We start from the raw sequence: 14,998 nt of genomic DNA, 5'->3' as shown, positions 1-14,998 counted from the left end.
GGGCTGACAACCACGGCAATGCAAAAAAACGGGGCGGCCAATGGCCGCCCCGTCGTCATGAAGACTGTCGTGCTGTTTACAGGATGTAACGGCTCAGGTCCGGATCCCTGACCAGCTCGCCCAGATGGCTGTCGACGAAGGCCGCATCGATGCGCACCTGCTGGCCGTCGCGGTCCGGGGCCTCGAAGCTGAGCTTGTCCAGCAAGCGCTCCAGCACCGTGTGCAGGCGACGCGCACCGATGTTCTCCTGGCGTTCGTTGACCTGGGCGGCGATTTCGGCCAGGCGGTCCACCGCCTCGGCGGTGAATTCCACCTGCACCCCTTCGGTGCCCATCAGGGCGATGTACTGCTTGGTCAGGGCGGCCTTGGGCTCGGTCAGGATGCGCACGAAGTCCTCCTTGCTCAACGCGCCCAGCTCGACCCGGATCGGGAAGCGGCCCTGCAGTTCCGGGATCAGGTCGCTCGGCTTGGCCAGGTGGAAGGCACCGGAGGCAATGAACAGGATGTGGTCGGTCTTCACCGTGCCGTACTTGGTGGAGACATTGGAGCCTTCCACCAGTGGCAGCAGGTCGCGCTGCACGCCCTCGCGGCTGACATCACCGCCATTGCTGCCGGCATCGCTGCGCTTGGCGACCTTGTCGATCTCGTCGATGAAGACAATGCCGTGCTGCTCGCAGGCCTCGATCGCCGCGGCGCGGATGTCTTCCTCGTTGACCAGCTTGGCGGCCTCCTCCTCGATCAGCAGCGGACGTGCCGCGGCAATGGTCAAAGTGCGCTTGCTGGCCTTGCTGTTGCCCAGGTTGGCGAACATGGCCTTGAGCTGCTGGCCCATCTCCTCCATGCCCGGCGGGGTCATGATGTCGGTGCTGATGTTGGCCATCAGGTCCAGCTCGATCTCGCGCGCGTCCAGCTCACCGGCGCGCAGCATGCGGCGGAACTTGATCCGGGTCTCGCTGTCGGCTGCCGACGGCTCGTTGCGGGCGGCTTCGGCATCAAAGCCCATGCCAACACTGCGACGCGGCAGCAGTGCATCGAGGATGCGGTCTTCGGCCTTTTCTTCAGCCTGCACGCGCACACGCACCTTGGCCTGCTCGCGGTACAGCTTGACCGCGGTGTCGGCCAGGTCGCGGATGATCTGCTCAACATCCTTGCCGACATAGCCGACCTCGGTGAAACGGGTGGCTTCGACCTTGACGAACGGCGCATTGGCCAGGGTGGCCAGGCGACGCGCGATCTCGGTCTTGCCCACGCCGGTGGGGCCGATCATCAGGATGTTCTTGGGCATCACCTCGTTGCGCAGCTCCGGTGCCAGCTGCATGCGGCGCCAGCGGTTGCGCAGGGCAATGGCCACCGCACGCTTGGCGTCGTGCTGGCCGACGATGTGGCGGTCCAGCTCCTGCACGATCTCGCGCGGGGTCATCGAGGCGGAAGTGATTTCGATCTTGGTGCTCATGGGCAATTCCTGGGTAACAGTAACGTGGGCGATGAATGCGGCAAGCCATGCGGCTTACAGCTCCTCGACCACCACGTTCTTGTTGGTGTAGATGCAGATGCCGCCGGCGATGTTGATCGCCTCGCTGGCCACAGTGCGGGCATCCAGCTCGGTGTGGGCCAGCAGCGCGCGCGCCGCGCTCAGGGCGTAGGAGCCGCCCGAGCCGATGGCGATGATGCCGTCCTCCGGCTCGATCACATCACCGGTACCGCTGATGATCAGCGAGGTCTCGCGGTCGGCCACCGCCAGCAGGGCTTCGAGCTTTCCGTAACGGCGGTCGGTACGCCAGTCCTTGGCCAGCTCCACCGCCGCACGGGTCAGCTGGCCGTGCTTTTCCAGCTTGGCCTCGAACAGTTCGAACAGGGTGAAGGCATCGGCAGCGGCACCGGCAAAACCGGCCAGCACCTGGCCATCACGGCCCAGCCGGCGCACCTTGCGTGCATTGCCCTTCATCACCGTGTGGCCCAGGGTCACCTGGCCGTCACCGGCAATGGCCACCTTGTCGCCGCGACGCACGCAGCAGATGGTGGTGGCATGAAAAACAGTGGGGTTCTGGCTGGGATCCATCGCGGTACTCCGTGTTGAATTCCCAAGATGGGGCGAGCGGCCGATGATTCAAGCCACCGCTCCTCCCCCCGTGCAAATGACGGCAATCCGTTCAGCCCTCGCCGTCATCCAGCCGCTGCAACTGAACGCGCATCCGTGAGATCCGGCGCCAGGCCTGCCAGCCCGCCCACAGCGCATAACCCACACTGCCCAGCGCGACGGCCACCAGCATCGTCCTTGCCTGTGCGGTTCCAGCCAACGGCGGCAATTGCGGCCAGGCCCAGGCCAGCATCAGTGCGCCCAGCGGCAGGCCCAGAGCGTGGTAGAGCAGGCGATAACGTGCCAGGCGCAAGTCGGCCAGAAGCATCTGGCGCAGCCCGTTGCAGGCATGGTCCAGCCCCCAATGCCGGCGCAGCCACCACAGCCCGCCTTGCCACAGCAGCAACACCAGCGTCAGCCCGGCCTGGATCACGGCATGGCCCGGTTTGGCGAGAAGCGTCCAGACCAGCAGCCCGGCCACCACCAGCAGGCCGAACCCATCGCCGTACAGCCCGCGCCGGTATGTCTGGCGGTAATGGTGCAGGGCCGCCTCCAGGGTACGCACATCATCGGCCGCGGGCTGTGCCTGCTGTTGCCACTGCTGCCCCAGGGCGTCCCACTCATGCTCACTCATCAGCTGCCCTCCAGTTGGTTGCGCAGCCGGGCCCGGGCCCGGCTCAGGCGTTGATCCACCGTATTGATGGCCACACCCAGGATGTCGGCGATTTGCCCATGGTCGAACCCTTCCAGCACCAGCAGCACGCACTCACGCTGTCCATCGGGCAGCTCGCGCACCGCCGACAGCAGGGCGGCCTGGCGTTGCCCCGCCTCTGCCTGTGCGTCAGGCCGGGCCTGCATGCAAGGAAGCGTTTCGAGCACGGACTCGTCGGCATGCGACGGCTCACGCGCGCGCAGCCATTGCAGTGCGGTGTATTGCCCGACCCGGGCCACAAACGCCTTCTGGCTCAACGCGGTCTGGCCACGCCAGCGCGGCAGCGCCTTCCACAGGGCAATGACCATCTCCTGCACCAGGTCCTCCTGGTCGCCGGTCTGCCGTGCGTAACCGGCCGCCAGACGCCGCAGCAGCGGCAAGTACCCTGCCAGCAACTCAGAGACCGCTGCCGGCAGCATGCCTGTCCTCCGCCTGCCCGCTGACGATGTCGCACCACATCGCATAGCCGCCATGCAGCCCCAGCGGTGCCAACAGCAACAGCCCCCAAGGCCACCACAACAGACTGAACAACAGCAGCGCCAGCACCACATGCCACACCAGCAAGGGCTGCCAACAGCGTTTCACCACCGACCAATTCCAACGCCAGGCAACCTGTAGCGACTGCCCTCCCAGCACCATCTGCATGGACATCAGCCCGAGCAGGGCCGCCGGCAACATGCCACTGGCCAGCATCAGCGCCAACGGCCAGCGCAGGCCTGCCAGCGCCGCCATGTCGCCCTGCAGCAGCGACAGCGCGCAGCCCGGCCCGGCAAGCAGGGCCAGCACGGCGGTCTGCCAGGCGAACACGAAAAGACCCATCAGCATGACGGCCACGGCCACCGGCCAGCCCGGCAGGCCGTACACCGGCAAGCCGCCCGCACGCTGGCATCGGCGATGCAACCACCACAGGGCCAGCGCACCGGCCAACGGCGTGAGCAGCTTGGAAAGCACGATGCCTACCGCCGGCAGCAGTTGCAGCAGGCCTTCGAAGATCAACGGCAGCAACGCCAGCAGCAGCCCCTGCCAGAGGGCGCCACGCCACAGGCCAAGTCCCTGCGTCAACCAGTGCCAAGCCCTGCCCGGCCCGGGTAGCGGCTGCCTTGCCGGATGCACGGTCACGCCTGCTGATACCTGCGTCATTGCACTGCTCCTGTGCTGGTGTGTCCTGTATAGATGCAGGCAGCGGCTCAAACCTGACAGCCCCGGTCACACGGGCACCAACAACCGGTGCTTATTGCCCCTTGTCCACCCGCTTGGCGCGGGGATGGGCGGCGTCGTAGACGCGGGCCAGGTGCTGGAAATCCAGGTGGGTGTAGATCTGGGTGGTGGCAATGTCGGCGTGGCCGAGCAGCTCCTGCACGCCGCGCAGGTCGCCGGAGGATTCCAGGATGTGGCTGGCAAAACTGTGCCGCAGCATGTGCGGGTGGACGTGCTTGAACAGGCCCTGGCGCTGGGCCAGCTGCTTGATCCGCAACTGGATCGCACGCTGGGTGATCGGCCCGCCGTTGCGCCCGGGAAACACCGGGGCATCATCGCTGCCGCCGCTGTCGGCACGCCACGCAGCCAATGCAGCCAGCGCATGCGAGCCGACCGGCACCAGACGTTCGCGCCGGCCCTTGCCATGCACCTGGACCAGGGCGGTGGCGGTATCCAGGTCACGCCAGCGCAGTGCGCAGACCTCGCTCAGACGCAGGCCGGAGGAATAGAAGATTTCCAGCAGCGCGCGGTCACGCAGGCCCAGCGGTACATTGGTGGGCAGTTCGACCAGCTGCACCGCTTCGTCGGCATCCAGGACCTGAGGCAGCTTGCGCTGGGCCTTGGGTGCGCGGATACCGGCCACAGGGCTGGCCTGGATACGGCCATGACGCAGGTGCCAGGCATAAAAACTGCGACAGGCCGACAGGCGCCGCTGCAGGCTCTTGGCCGCCAGCCCGGCACGGTGGCCGGCCGCGACGAAGGCGCGCAGGTCATCGCCCTGCAGCTGCAGCACATCGCCACCGGCATGCTCGCCACACCATTGCTGCAACACCTGCAGATCACGCTGGTAGGCCAGCAGAGTGTGCGGCGAGGCATGACGTTCGATCTGCAGGTAAGCCAGAAAATCAGCTACCGGCCCACACAGCCCATCCACGCCGGCCATCAGACAAAGCGTGCCAGGGCGGTGAGCAGCGATTGCGCCATCATGTGCACGAACACCGTACCCATGCCCGGGTAGAAACGGTTGCCATCGGTACTGCCCACCGCGAGCAGACCGATACCGGGCAGCGGCAGCAACACGCTGGACTGCACCTGCCCGGCCTGCTCGCCATACAGCACCTCATTGCGTGCCGGCAGCAGACGGCCACAGACCGGTTCACCACTGGCCAGGGCATCGGCGAACACCGCCAGACGCGGGTCGTCGGCCGCGATCACCTGCAACCACGCGGCCTGATCCAGACCAGCGACCGGCTTGAACAGGACAATGGAGACCTGGTCACCGGCAAAGTCCTCGGCCAGTGCCGCGGCCATCGCACGCAGGGTATCGGCGGCGTTGGCCTGGCGCATCAACGCCAGGGTCAGCTGGTGGGTGCGCAGGGTCAGTTGCTCGTTGACCTGGGCATTGCTGGCCAGCTCGTGCAGCCGGCGCGACAGGTCGCGGTTCTTCTCACGCAGTATTTCCAGCTGATACCCAACCAGCGAGGCGGCCGGACCATCCTGGCGCGGCACCACCAGGCTCATGGCCAGGTCCGGATACTGCTGCAAGAACTGCGGATGACGGCGCAACCACGCCGCTACCTCGTGCCCGGCCAACGCCGGTTGGGCTTCACTCATGCGATCCACTCCCCGTCAAAGACAAAGGCCGCCGGGCCGGCCATACGTACCGGCGCGGCATCGTCGTCCCAACTGATCTGCAGGCTGCCGCCGGGCAGCTCCATGCGTACCTGGCGGGCCAGCCGGCCACGCCGCATCAATACCACGGCCGCCGCGCAGGCACCGCTGCCACAGGCCAGGGTCTCCCCTGCCCCGCGCTCGTACACGCGCAGGCGGGCGTGGTCCGGTGCCAGCACCTGGACGAAACCGACATTGACCGATTCTGGAAAACTGGGGTGCTGCTGCAGCAACGGGCCCAGACGCTCGACCGGGGCGGTATCGACCAGGCCGACTTCGAGCACGGCATGCGGGTTGCCCATCGACACCGCGCCCAGGCGCAGGCTCTCCCCGGCCACCGAGACCAGGTACTCGTCACGTTCATGCGGAAAGCCGAGCAGGGGCACGCGGTCCGGCGCAAAGCGCGGCGCGCCCATCTCGATCTCGAACTGGCCATCATCGAGCCAGCGCACGGCATGCTCGCCGCTGGGGCTGTCGATGACGAAATTGCCACGCGGGGCCGCACCATCGCGCACCAGCCAGGCCGCCACACAGCGGGCACCGTTGCCGCACTGCCCGGCCGGGCTGCCATCACTGTTGAAGATCCGGTAGGAGGCGACCGCCGCCGGCGACAGCGGCGGCTCGATGGTGAGCAGCTGGTCGCAGCCCACTCCGGTATGGCGCTGGGCCATCTGTGCCACCAGGGCGGCATCGGGCGCCGGCTGGCCGGCGCGCAGGTCAATCACCACAAAATCGTTGCCGGCGCCATGCATCTTGCAAAAGCGCAACGGCTGCTTGCCTGCCACCATCGTCAACGCCCCGGCTGGTCAGCGTCGGCGGCGGCCGGTTCGTCCTGCTCGACCGGGTCATTGCCGGTGTCTGCGTCGTCCACCGGGACCGTTTCGGTCACCGGCGGCTTGGCTGGCAGCACCAGCGGGCCCTTGTTGCCACAGCCAACAATGGCGCCGGCCAACAGGCCTGCGCACATCACCCGGAAAATAGGACGCGTCAAAATGTTCATGCCCGCAGTATAGCCACAGCCTGCCGGGCCGGCGGGCTCAGCCGGCGCGCTCTTCAGGTGGCAGTGGCCGGCTCCACAGCCAGGCGCAGACCACGCTCATGCAGCTGATCGAAACCACCTTGACCCACAGCAGCGGTACGCACCACAGGGTGATCGCCGCACATGCCAGCATGGTCACGGTGGCCATCTTCTTGCCGCGCCGGCTGACCGCGCCATGCTCGCGCCAGCTGCGGATCGACGGCCCGAAGCGCGGGTGGTTGACCAGCCAGTCATGCAGGCGCTGCGAGCCACGGGTCGCCGCCCAGGCCGCGATCAGCACGAACACGGTGGTCGGCAGGCCCGGCACGAAGATGCCGATGATGCCCAGCGCCAGGCTGGCATAAGCCAGGCCACACCAGGCCCAGCGCACCAGGCGGGGAATCGGGCGGGCCGGCGGCGGCAATTCAGGTTCAGACATGGAGGCCCACGTTGCCTGATGGCCTGCGTGCTGGCAAGCGTCCACAACGACAACGGCCCGCACACAGGCGGGCCGTTGTCGATCAGCCGAAGCTGGCGCGCAGGATCAGTCGGCCAACGGCTGCGCCGGCACGCCGAGCTGGTCGAGCATGAAGGCGTAGTACTCGGCCATTTCGCGGTAACGCTGGAAGCGCCCGGACTTGCCGCCGTGGCCGGCTTCCATGTTGGTGCGGAACACCACCGGCAGCTTGCCGGTGTTCACATCACGCAGGCGGGCCACCCACTTGGCCGGCTCCCAGTACTGCACCTGCGAGTCCCACAGGCCGGTACCGACGAACAGCGCCGGGTAGTCCTGGGCACTGACGTTGTCATACGGGGAGTACTTGAGGATGTAGTCGTAGTACGCCTTGTCCTCCGGGTTGCCCCACTCGTCGTACTCGTTGGTGGTCAGCGGGATGGAGGCATCGAGCATGGTGGTGACCACGTCCACGAACGGCACCTGGGCCATCATCGCCCGGTAGTCGCCCGGAGCCTGGTTGGCCACCGCCCCCATCAGCAGGCCACCGGCGCTGCCACCGGCCGCGCCGACGCGGTCCGCCGCCGCCCAGCCATCGGCCACCAGCGCGCGGGTCACGTCGATGAAGTCGTTGAAGGTGTTCTGCTTGTTGAGCAGCTTGCCGTTCTCATACCAGGCGCGGCCCATTTCCTCGCCGCCACGGATGTGGGCAATGGCATACACCACGCCGCGATCCAGCAGGCTGACCACCGGGCCGCTGAAGCCCGGGTCCATCGACATGCCGTAGCTGCCGTAGGCGTACTGGTACAGGGCGGCCGTGCCGTCCTTCTTGAAGCCTTTCTTGAACACCAACGAGACCGGGATGCGGGCACCGTCGCGGGCGGTGACCCAGACCCGCTCGGTCTGGTACTTGCTGGCGTCATAGCCGATCACCGGCTGCTGCTTGAGCTGGCGGCGCTCGCCGGTGCGCACGTTGATCTCGTACGTGGTGGCCGGGGTGGTCATCGAGGTGTAGCCGTAGCGCACCCACTCGGTGGCCGGCTCGGCATTGACCGACAGGCCCATCGAGTAGACCGGTTCGTCGGCGGCAATCAGCTGGTCACGGCCGTCGTTGAAGCGCACACGCAGGCGCTCCAGCGCTTCGGCACGCTCGGCCACGACCATGAAGCCGTCAAACAGGTCGAAGCCTTCCACAAGCACGGCCGGGTCGTGGGCCACCAGGTCGGTCCACTGGGCACTGGAGGTGGCATCGGACGGCGCGGTGACCAGCTTGAAGTTGGTGGCGCCGCCGGCATTGGTGCGGATCACCCAGCGGCCTTCGTGGTGGTCGGCGTCGTATTCCACATCACGCGCGCGCGGGGCCAGCACGGTGAAGTGCTCCGGGTTGGCCGCCGGTGCATAGCGGATTTCCGAAGACACGGTGGATTCCACCCCGATGGTGATGAAGCGGTCATCGGTGGTGCGGCCGATGCCCATGTAGAAGCTGTCATCTTCTTCTTCATAGACCAGCACATCGCTGCTGGCCGGGGTGCCGAGCACGTGCTTCTTGACCCGCACGGTGAGCAGGGTGTCCGGGTCGTTTTCCACGTAGAACAGGGTCTTGTTGTCATCGGCCCAGACCACGTTGGGCGAGGCGCCCTCGATCACATCATCGAGCACCTTGCCGCTGGCCAGGTCCTTGAAACGGATGGTGTACTGGCGCCGGCCCACGCCGTCATCGGCCCAGGCCAGCAGCTGGTTGTCCGGGCTGACGGCCATGTCGCCGACCGAAAAGTAGCCCTTGCCCTCGGCCATCGGGTTGAGGTCGAGCAGGACCTGCTCCGGGGCCTCCATGCTGCCCTGGCGGCGGGCATGGATCGGGTAGTCCTTGCCGGTCTCGAAACGGGTGTAGTACCAGTAACCGTCATCCAGGTACGGCACCGAGGCGTCGTCCTGCTTGATGCGGCCGACGATCTCGGCATACAGCGCTTCCTGCAACGGCTTCAGTGGTGCCAGCAGCGCATCGGCGTAGGCATTCTCGGCATTGAGGTAGGCCAGCATGTCCTTGTCGGTGCGGCTGTCATCGCGCAGCCAGTAATACTCGTCCGCACGTGCGGCGCCATGCGGGGCGGTCACGGTGTGGCTGCGCTTTTGCGCATCGGGGGCGGCAGGCAGGGCTGCGGCGGCAGGCAGGGTCATCAGGCTGGCCATCAACAAGGGAACAAGACGTTTCATAAGATCGGGGCGCCGGTTCGCGATACAAGGCGGCCAGTGTGCCAGTTGTCGGGACGCGCTGCTGTTGGGCTAGCATCGGCTCATGCCCTCCTTCCCCGCCAGCGCGCGCAGCCGCCAGATCGCCCCCTTCCACGTGATGGCCCTGCTGGCCCGGGCCCAGGCCCTGGAAGCGGCCGGCCATGATGTGATCCACCTGGAGATCGGCGAGCCGGATTTCAGCACTGCCGCACCGATCGTGGCCGCCGGCCAGGCCGCGCTGGCTGCCGGCCACACCCGCTATACCGCCGCTCTGGGCCTGCCGGCCCTGCGCCAGGCCATTGCCGGTTTCTACGGCCAGCGCTACGGGGTGGCGCTGGACCCGGGCCGGGTGGTGGTCACCCCCGGCGGCTCCGGTGCCCTGCTGCTGGCTGCCAGCGCCCTGGTCGACCCCGGCCGGCACTGGTTGCTGGCCGACCCGGGCTATCCGTGCAACCGGCATTTCCTGCGCCTGGTCGAGGCCAGCGCCCAGCTGGTGCCGGTCAGCGCAGACGACAACTGGCAACTGACCCCGGCCCATGTCCAGCGCTGCTGGAATGCCGACAGCGTCGGGGCGCTGGTGGCCTCGCCGGCCAACCCGACCGGCAGCGTGCTCGACCGTGCGGCGCTCTCGGCCCTGGCCGATGCTGTGCACGGGCGCGGCGGCACCCTGGTGGTGGATGAGATCTACCACGGCCTGACCTATGGCCTGGATGCGCCCAGCGTGCTGGAGATGGCCCCGGATGCCTGGGTGTTGAACAGCTTTTCCAAGTATTTCGGCATGACCGGCTGGCGCCTGGGCTGGCTGGTGGCTCCGACCGCGGCGATCCCGACGCTGGAGAAGCTGGCCCAGAACCTGTACATCAGCGCGCCGAGCATGGCCCAGCACGCGGCCCTGGCCTGCTTCGGTAGCGAGGCCATGGCCGAGTTCGAACGCCGCCGGCATGAATTCGGCCGCCGCCGTGATGCCCTGCTGCCGGCCCTGCGCGCCATCGGCCTGGTGATCGAGCGCGTTCCCGATGGCGCGTTCTACCTGTATTGCGACGTATCGGCCTTCACCGACGATGCCCAGGCCCTGTGTCAGTTCCTGCTGGAAACCGAACACGTGGCCCTTACCCCGGGCGTGGACTTCGGCCAGCACGGCGCGGCCACCCACCTGCGCATTGCCTACACCCAGCCGGTGCAGCGCCTGCTGCAGGCCGCCGAGCGCATCGGCCGTGGCCTGCAGCGCTGGCAACAACGCTGAGGCAGACAGCAGCGCCGGCCGCAAGCGCAGCACATTGACCCTGCCGCAACAAACAACAACGCCACCTTGCGGTGGCGTTGTTGGTGGATCTCCTGCCTTGCGTGCAGTTACTCGGCCTGGGCCTTGTCACCGCCCAGACGCTCCCACAGGAAGCGGTAGGCCAGGGTCTGCATGTGCGCGGCCTGGGCGTTGTTGGCCGCACCGCCGTGGCCACCTTCGATGTTCTCGTAGTAGGTCACATCCTTGCCGGCAGCCAGCATCAGCGCGGCCATCTTGCGCGCGTGGCCGGGGTGCACACGGTCATCGCGGGTGGAAGTGGTGAACAGCACCGGCGGGTAGCTCTTGGCCGCATCGAACAGGTGGTACGGGGAGAAGGTCTTGATGAACTCCCAATCGGCAGTGTCCGGGTTGCCGTATTCGGCCATCCACGAGGCGCCGGCCAGCAGCTTGTGGTAACGCTGCATGTCCAGCAGCGGCACCTGCACCACCACCGCACCGAACAGTTCCGGGTACTGGGTGAGCATGTTGCCGGTGAGCAGGCCACCGTTGCTGCCGCCCTGCACGCCCAGATGGGCCGGGGCGGTGATGTTGCGGGCAATCAGGTCACGCGCAACCGCGGCAAAGTCTTCGTAGGCGCGGTGACGGTTGGCCTTCAGCGCCGCTTGGTGCCAGCGCGGGCCGTACTCGCCACCACCACGGATGTTGGCCACCACATACACCCCGCCCTGCTCCAGCCAGGCGCGGCCCATGCTCGGCGAATAACCCGGGGTCAGCGAGATTTCAAAACCGCCGTAGCCATACAGCAGGGTCGGGTTCTTGCCATCCAGGGCCATGTCCTTGGCGTGCACGATGAAGTACGGCACGCGGGTGCCATCGGCACTGGTGGCAAAGTGCTGCTCGATCACCTGGTTGCTGGCATCAAAGAAGGCCGGCATCGACTTCAGCTGTTCCGGCTGCTGGCCGATCTGCACCAGCGACAGGGTGCTGGGGGTCAGGTAATCGGCCGAGGTCATCCACAGCGCATCGGACTGCTCGCGGTCCACCGCACCGACGCTGATGGTGCCGAACGACGGCGCGCCCACCAGCGGTGCACGCGACCAGCCATCGGCCGGGGTCAGCACTTCCAGGCGGTTCTTGACGTCGTCCAGGATGTTGAGCACCAGGTGGTTGTTGGTCCAGGTGTAACCGGCCAGCGAGGTGGTCTGCGACGGGGTGAACAGCACCTCCACCTCGCGCTTGCCGGCCATCCAGTCATCAAACCCGGCCACCAGCAGCGAACCGGCCGGGTACTCGGTGCCGGCGATGGTCCAGGCCTCGCGCAGCTCGAAGGTCAGCCAGTTGCGGAAGGCCGACTTCTCGGCCGAGTTGGGCGCATCGATCTTGCGCAGGCTGCCATCGGCAGCGACCAGGTAGACCTCGTTGTTGTAGAAGGCCAGGGTGCGCGAGACGAAGCTGCGCTCAAAGCCCGGGGTGTCGTCGTGGCCGGCGCTGATGTACATGTCATCGGCCTGGCCCTCGTAGACCACGCGGGCGCTGTCCATGGCGGTGCCACGCTGCCACTGCTTGACCACCCGCGGGTAGCCGGAGGTGGTCATCGAGCCATCGCCGAAATCGGTGTAGACAAACACGTTGTCCTGGTCGATCCAGGCCAGGCCGCCCTTGGCTTCGGGGCGGAAGAAGCCGCCCTCCACCCAGCTCTTGGTGGCCAGGTTGAACTCACGGGTGACGTCGGCATCGGCACCGCCGCGCGACAGTGCGATCAGGCAGCGCTCGTAGCCCGGGCGCAGGCAGTCGGCACCGTGCCAGACCCAGTTCTCGCCCTCGGCCTTGTTCAGCGCATCCAGGTCCAGGATGGTTTCCCACGCCGGCTGCGCCTTGCGGTACTCGGCCAGGGTGGTACGGCGCCAGAGGCCACGCGGGTTGGCCTGGTCCTTCCAGAAGTTGTAGTAGTACTGCCCCATCTTGTAGACGCCCGGGATACGGGCATCGGAATCGAGCACTTCGCGGATCGCCGATTCGGTACGGGCAAAGGCCGGGTTGTTGGCCAGGCGGGCTTCAGCCTCGGCATTGCGCGCCTTGACCCAGTCCAGCGCCTGCTCGCCGGTCACTTCCTCCAGCCACTGGTGCGGGTCGGCATTGTCAGCGGCCATCGCCGCACCACTGGCAAACATGCCTGCCGCCAGGCAGGCCGAAACGATCTTGGACATGGGTACTCCACCGGTTTACTGGCCGCGAACGCTAGCACAGGCAACGCTGCGCCGGCTGCGGCCGGTAGTCACGGCCTGGCCAAAACCCCGCCTGCGCCGTGCCTGCCCGGCCTCGCTGCGGCGCAGGCCACTGCCGGTGCGAACGCTGGCCGGCTGTGCCACCCAACGCGGCAAGGGCGCGCCATGGGCCACCCAGCAGGCCAGCAGGGGCATGGCCAGCAACCACAACGGCAGCCAGCCCAGCCAAGGGTGGTAGCCACGCGCGGCCGGCAGCAATACCACCAGCACGGCGCCGAGCACGCACACCTCACGCAGCCATCGCCGCCAGGAGGGTGCAATGACACAGATTTCTGAACGGAAACACCATTGCAGCGTGAACCTTGGCATCATCAACCCTCCTGTGCGATGTGTGGCTGCCAGCTTGACCAGCCCCCATCTCACCCGCTGCGACCCATTCACTGCTTCCGGGTTAACTCACGTCCCATGCGCCAGTCACTGCCAGCCCTGCGTCCGTTTGCCCTTGCCCTGCTGATCAGCACCCCGTTGTGGTGCCAGGCCCAGGAAGAAACCGCATCCACCGCATTGCCCGAAGCGCTGCAACCCAGTGCCGAACATCCGCTGGACCTGGACCGCTACATGGGCCAGTGGTACGTGATCGGGCGCATCGCCAACCCGGTGGAGCGCGGCCATGTGGCCAGCCGGCATGACTACAGCTTGGACGAGGATGGCAAGGTCCGGATCACCTATCACTTCCGCGAAAGCTTCGAGGCGCCGCCGCAGGCTCTGAACCTGCGCGCCAGCGTGGATGATGAAAGTGGCAACCGGCGCTGGCGCACCTGGTTCTACAAGGTGGTCCCCACCCGCACCGAAGTGCTGGAAGTGGCGCCGGACTACAGCTGGGCGCTGATTGGCTACCCGGGCCGTGACATGGCCTGGATCCTGGCCCGCGAACCGGAAATGAGCCAGGTCCGCTATTTCCAACTGAGCAGCCGCCTGGCCGAACACGGGGTCAACACCGACCGCATGCGCCGCGTACTGCAGGAACCGGAGCAGCGCGGCCGGTTGGGCTTTGAAGCCGCCGGCCGGCGCTGAGCCCGGGCTTCAATCGCCGTAATTGCTCAAGGTCAGGGCCAGCAAGGCCTTGGCCTGTTCGCGCAGCACCGGCGGCTCGACGATCTCGGCATCAGCGCCGTAATGCAGCACATCCATCAGCAGCTCGCGCGAGACGCTGTAGGGCACCTTCAACTCATAGCGCCCATCGTCCAGGAAGTGCCCCTGCTGGCGTGAGTGCCAATGCTCGTCGGCAACCCAGCGCGCTGCCTTGGCACTGAAACGGATGATCGCCCAGCCCTTGGGTTCGCCGGAGAAGATGCCGTAACTGGCAGCCAGCTGGCCATCCAGCTCGGCCTCGTCCAGGTCCCGGGCCACCTCGTTGCCGATGCGTGCCTGGCCGATGCGGTCCACGGCAAAGCTGCGCAGGGCCTCGCGCTCGTGGTCCCAGGCATCCAGGTACCAGTTGTCACGGTAATGGGTGATGCGCTGTGGCGAGACCACACGCTTGGTGGCCTGGTCGGTGGAACGTGCGCGGTATTCAAAGGACAGCTGGCGGCGTTCGAGCACCGCCGAGGCCACCGCGCGGAAACTGGCCTGGTCCAGCTTGCGGCCACGGTGCGGCACCACCCGCACCCGTTCCACCGGCCAGCGGGTCATCCCCGCCTGGGCAGCAAGCAGGCCCTCGATGCGCTGCTGCAACGGGGCCAGCATCTGCGACAACACGCCACCGCCGGTGCGCTGCAGCAGGTGCTGGGAGGCCAGCAGGGCCAGCAGCTCCTCGGAACTGAGCCACATCCCCGGCAATTCGAAACGCTCGCTCTCATCCTTGCGGTAACAGAAGCCGGCCTCGCCGTCACCCTCGACCGGGGCCATCAGGGCATCACGCAGGAAGGCCAGGTCACGATAGACCGTGGCCCGCGAACAGCCCAGCTCGTCCTGCAGCCGCGTCACCGTTACCGGGTAGCGCGACGACTTGAGCAGGCGGTGCAACGCATTAATACGTTCGTAACGATCCATGACACCAAAGGTCTCCGAAACACGGTGGCCATGGGCTGACCCCTGCACCAGCGCATGGCGTGGGTAAGCAGTCAGCCATGGAGGCTCGGCTATCATGCCAAGGCCTCATCCCCTATG

General features: G+C 66.9%; 16 protein-coding genes. 2 read left to right on the top strand and 14 right to left on the bottom strand.

Annotated elements, in window-relative coordinates:
- Window positions 1–76 precede the first annotated feature (76 nt).
- The 11 genes from hslU to ABB30_RS04165 all read right to left on the bottom strand — a co-directional run bounded on the left by hslU (window position 77) and on the right by ABB30_RS04165 (window position 9,343).
- Window positions 77–1,453 carry an ATP-dependent protease ATPase subunit HslU gene (gene hslU, locus ABB30_RS04210; protein ID WP_057637067.1) on the bottom strand — a complete coding sequence of 459 codons (1,377 nt, stop codon included), beginning with the start codon at window positions 1,451–1,453 and terminating at the stop codon, window positions 77–79.
- Between the two features lie 54 nt (window positions 1,454–1,507).
- A complete protein-coding gene (gene hslV, locus ABB30_RS04205; protein ID WP_057637066.1) occupies window positions 1,508–2,059 on the bottom strand; it encodes an ATP-dependent protease subunit HslV in 552 nt (183 codons plus the stop codon).
- A 91-nt stretch (window positions 2,060–2,150) separates the two neighbouring features.
- Complete coding sequence (locus tag ABB30_RS04200) at window positions 2,151–2,711, bottom strand: hypothetical protein (protein WP_057637065.1); 561 nt, start codon at window positions 2,709–2,711, stop codon at window positions 2,151–2,153.
- Window positions 2,711–3,169, bottom strand: a complete 459-nt coding sequence (locus tag ABB30_RS04195; protein WP_161808830.1) for an RNA polymerase sigma factor — start codon at window positions 3,167–3,169, stop codon at window positions 2,711–2,713. The genes ABB30_RS04200 and ABB30_RS04195 overlap by 1 nt, the downstream gene beginning before the upstream one ends.
- 16 nt (window positions 3,170–3,185) lie before the next feature.
- A complete protein-coding gene (locus ABB30_RS16465; protein ID WP_057637063.1) occupies window positions 3,186–3,851 on the bottom strand; it encodes a hypothetical protein in 666 nt (221 codons plus the stop codon).
- A 169-nt stretch (window positions 3,852–4,020) separates the two neighbouring features.
- Window positions 4,021–4,929 (bottom strand): tyrosine recombinase XerC, encoded by a 909-nt coding sequence (gene xerC, locus ABB30_RS04185; RefSeq protein WP_057637062.1) that lies wholly within the window; start codon window positions 4,927–4,929, stop codon window positions 4,021–4,023.
- Window positions 4,929–5,600: a DUF484 family protein gene (locus ABB30_RS04180; protein ID WP_057637061.1), complete on the bottom strand. Its 672-nt coding sequence runs from the start codon at window positions 5,598–5,600 to the stop codon at window positions 4,929–4,931. Before ABB30_RS04180 ends, xerC begins: the two co-directional genes overlap by 1 nt.
- The gene (dapF, locus tag ABB30_RS04175; protein ID WP_057637060.1) at window positions 5,597–6,445 is read right to left on the bottom strand and encodes a diaminopimelate epimerase; all 849 of its coding nucleotides are present in this window, start codon (window positions 6,443–6,445) and stop codon (window positions 5,597–5,599) included. Before dapF ends, ABB30_RS04180 begins: the two co-directional genes overlap by 4 nt.
- Window positions 6,446–6,447: 2 nt before the next feature.
- Window positions 6,448–6,648, bottom strand: coding sequence for an LPS translocon maturation chaperone LptM (lptM, locus tag ABB30_RS16135; RefSeq protein ID WP_152980564.1), 201 nt, complete (start codon window positions 6,646–6,648; stop codon window positions 6,448–6,450).
- A 46-nt stretch (window positions 6,649–6,694) separates the two neighbouring features.
- Window positions 6,695–7,114: a YbaN family protein gene (locus ABB30_RS04170; protein ID WP_057637059.1), complete on the bottom strand. Its 420-nt coding sequence runs from the start codon at window positions 7,112–7,114 to the stop codon at window positions 6,695–6,697.
- Window positions 7,115–7,219: 105 nt separating this feature from the next.
- Window positions 7,220–9,343 (bottom strand): S9 family peptidase, encoded by a 2,124-nt coding sequence (locus ABB30_RS04165; protein ID WP_057637058.1) that lies wholly within the window; start codon window positions 9,341–9,343, stop codon window positions 7,220–7,222.
- A gap of 82 nt (window positions 9,344–9,425) precedes the next feature.
- On the opposite strand from ABB30_RS04165, the gene ABB30_RS04160 reads away from it, so the two are divergent.
- On the top strand, window positions 9,426–10,604 hold the full coding sequence (locus ABB30_RS04160; RefSeq protein ID WP_057637057.1) for a pyridoxal phosphate-dependent aminotransferase: 1,179 nt from the start codon (window positions 9,426–9,428) through the stop codon (window positions 10,602–10,604).
- Between the two features lie 107 nt (window positions 10,605–10,711).
- Here the strand turns inward: ABB30_RS04160 and ABB30_RS04155 are convergent, their stop codons facing one another.
- Both ABB30_RS04155 and ABB30_RS04150 read right to left on the bottom strand, forming a co-directional pair.
- Window positions 10,712–12,811: a prolyl oligopeptidase family serine peptidase gene (locus ABB30_RS04155; protein ID WP_057637056.1), complete on the bottom strand. Its 2,100-nt coding sequence runs from the start codon at window positions 12,809–12,811 to the stop codon at window positions 10,712–10,714.
- A gap of 15 nt (window positions 12,812–12,826) precedes the next feature.
- Complete coding sequence (locus tag ABB30_RS04150; RefSeq protein ID WP_152980563.1) at window positions 12,827–13,111, bottom strand: hypothetical protein; 285 nt, start codon at window positions 13,109–13,111, stop codon at window positions 12,827–12,829.
- A gap of 195 nt (window positions 13,112–13,306) precedes the next feature.
- On the opposite strand from ABB30_RS04150, the gene ABB30_RS04145 reads away from it, so the two are divergent.
- Complete coding sequence (locus ABB30_RS04145) at window positions 13,307–13,903, top strand: lipocalin family protein (RefSeq protein WP_057637179.1); 597 nt, start codon at window positions 13,307–13,309, stop codon at window positions 13,901–13,903.
- A 9-nt stretch (window positions 13,904–13,912) separates the two neighbouring features.
- On the opposite strand, the gene ABB30_RS04140 is transcribed toward ABB30_RS04145, so the two are convergent.
- The gene (locus ABB30_RS04140) at window positions 13,913–14,881 is read right to left on the bottom strand and encodes a helix-turn-helix transcriptional regulator (RefSeq protein WP_057637054.1); all 969 of its coding nucleotides are present in this window, start codon (window positions 14,879–14,881) and stop codon (window positions 13,913–13,915) included.
- Window positions 14,882–14,998 lie beyond the last annotated feature (117 nt).

The sequence above is a fragment of the Stenotrophomonas ginsengisoli genome, assembly GCF_001431485.1.
In the GTDB taxonomy this organism is placed as follows: Bacteria; Pseudomonadota; Gammaproteobacteria; order Xanthomonadales; family Xanthomonadaceae; genus Stenotrophomonas; species Stenotrophomonas ginsengisoli.
This window is presented reverse-complemented; position numbering and strand designations above follow the sequence as displayed.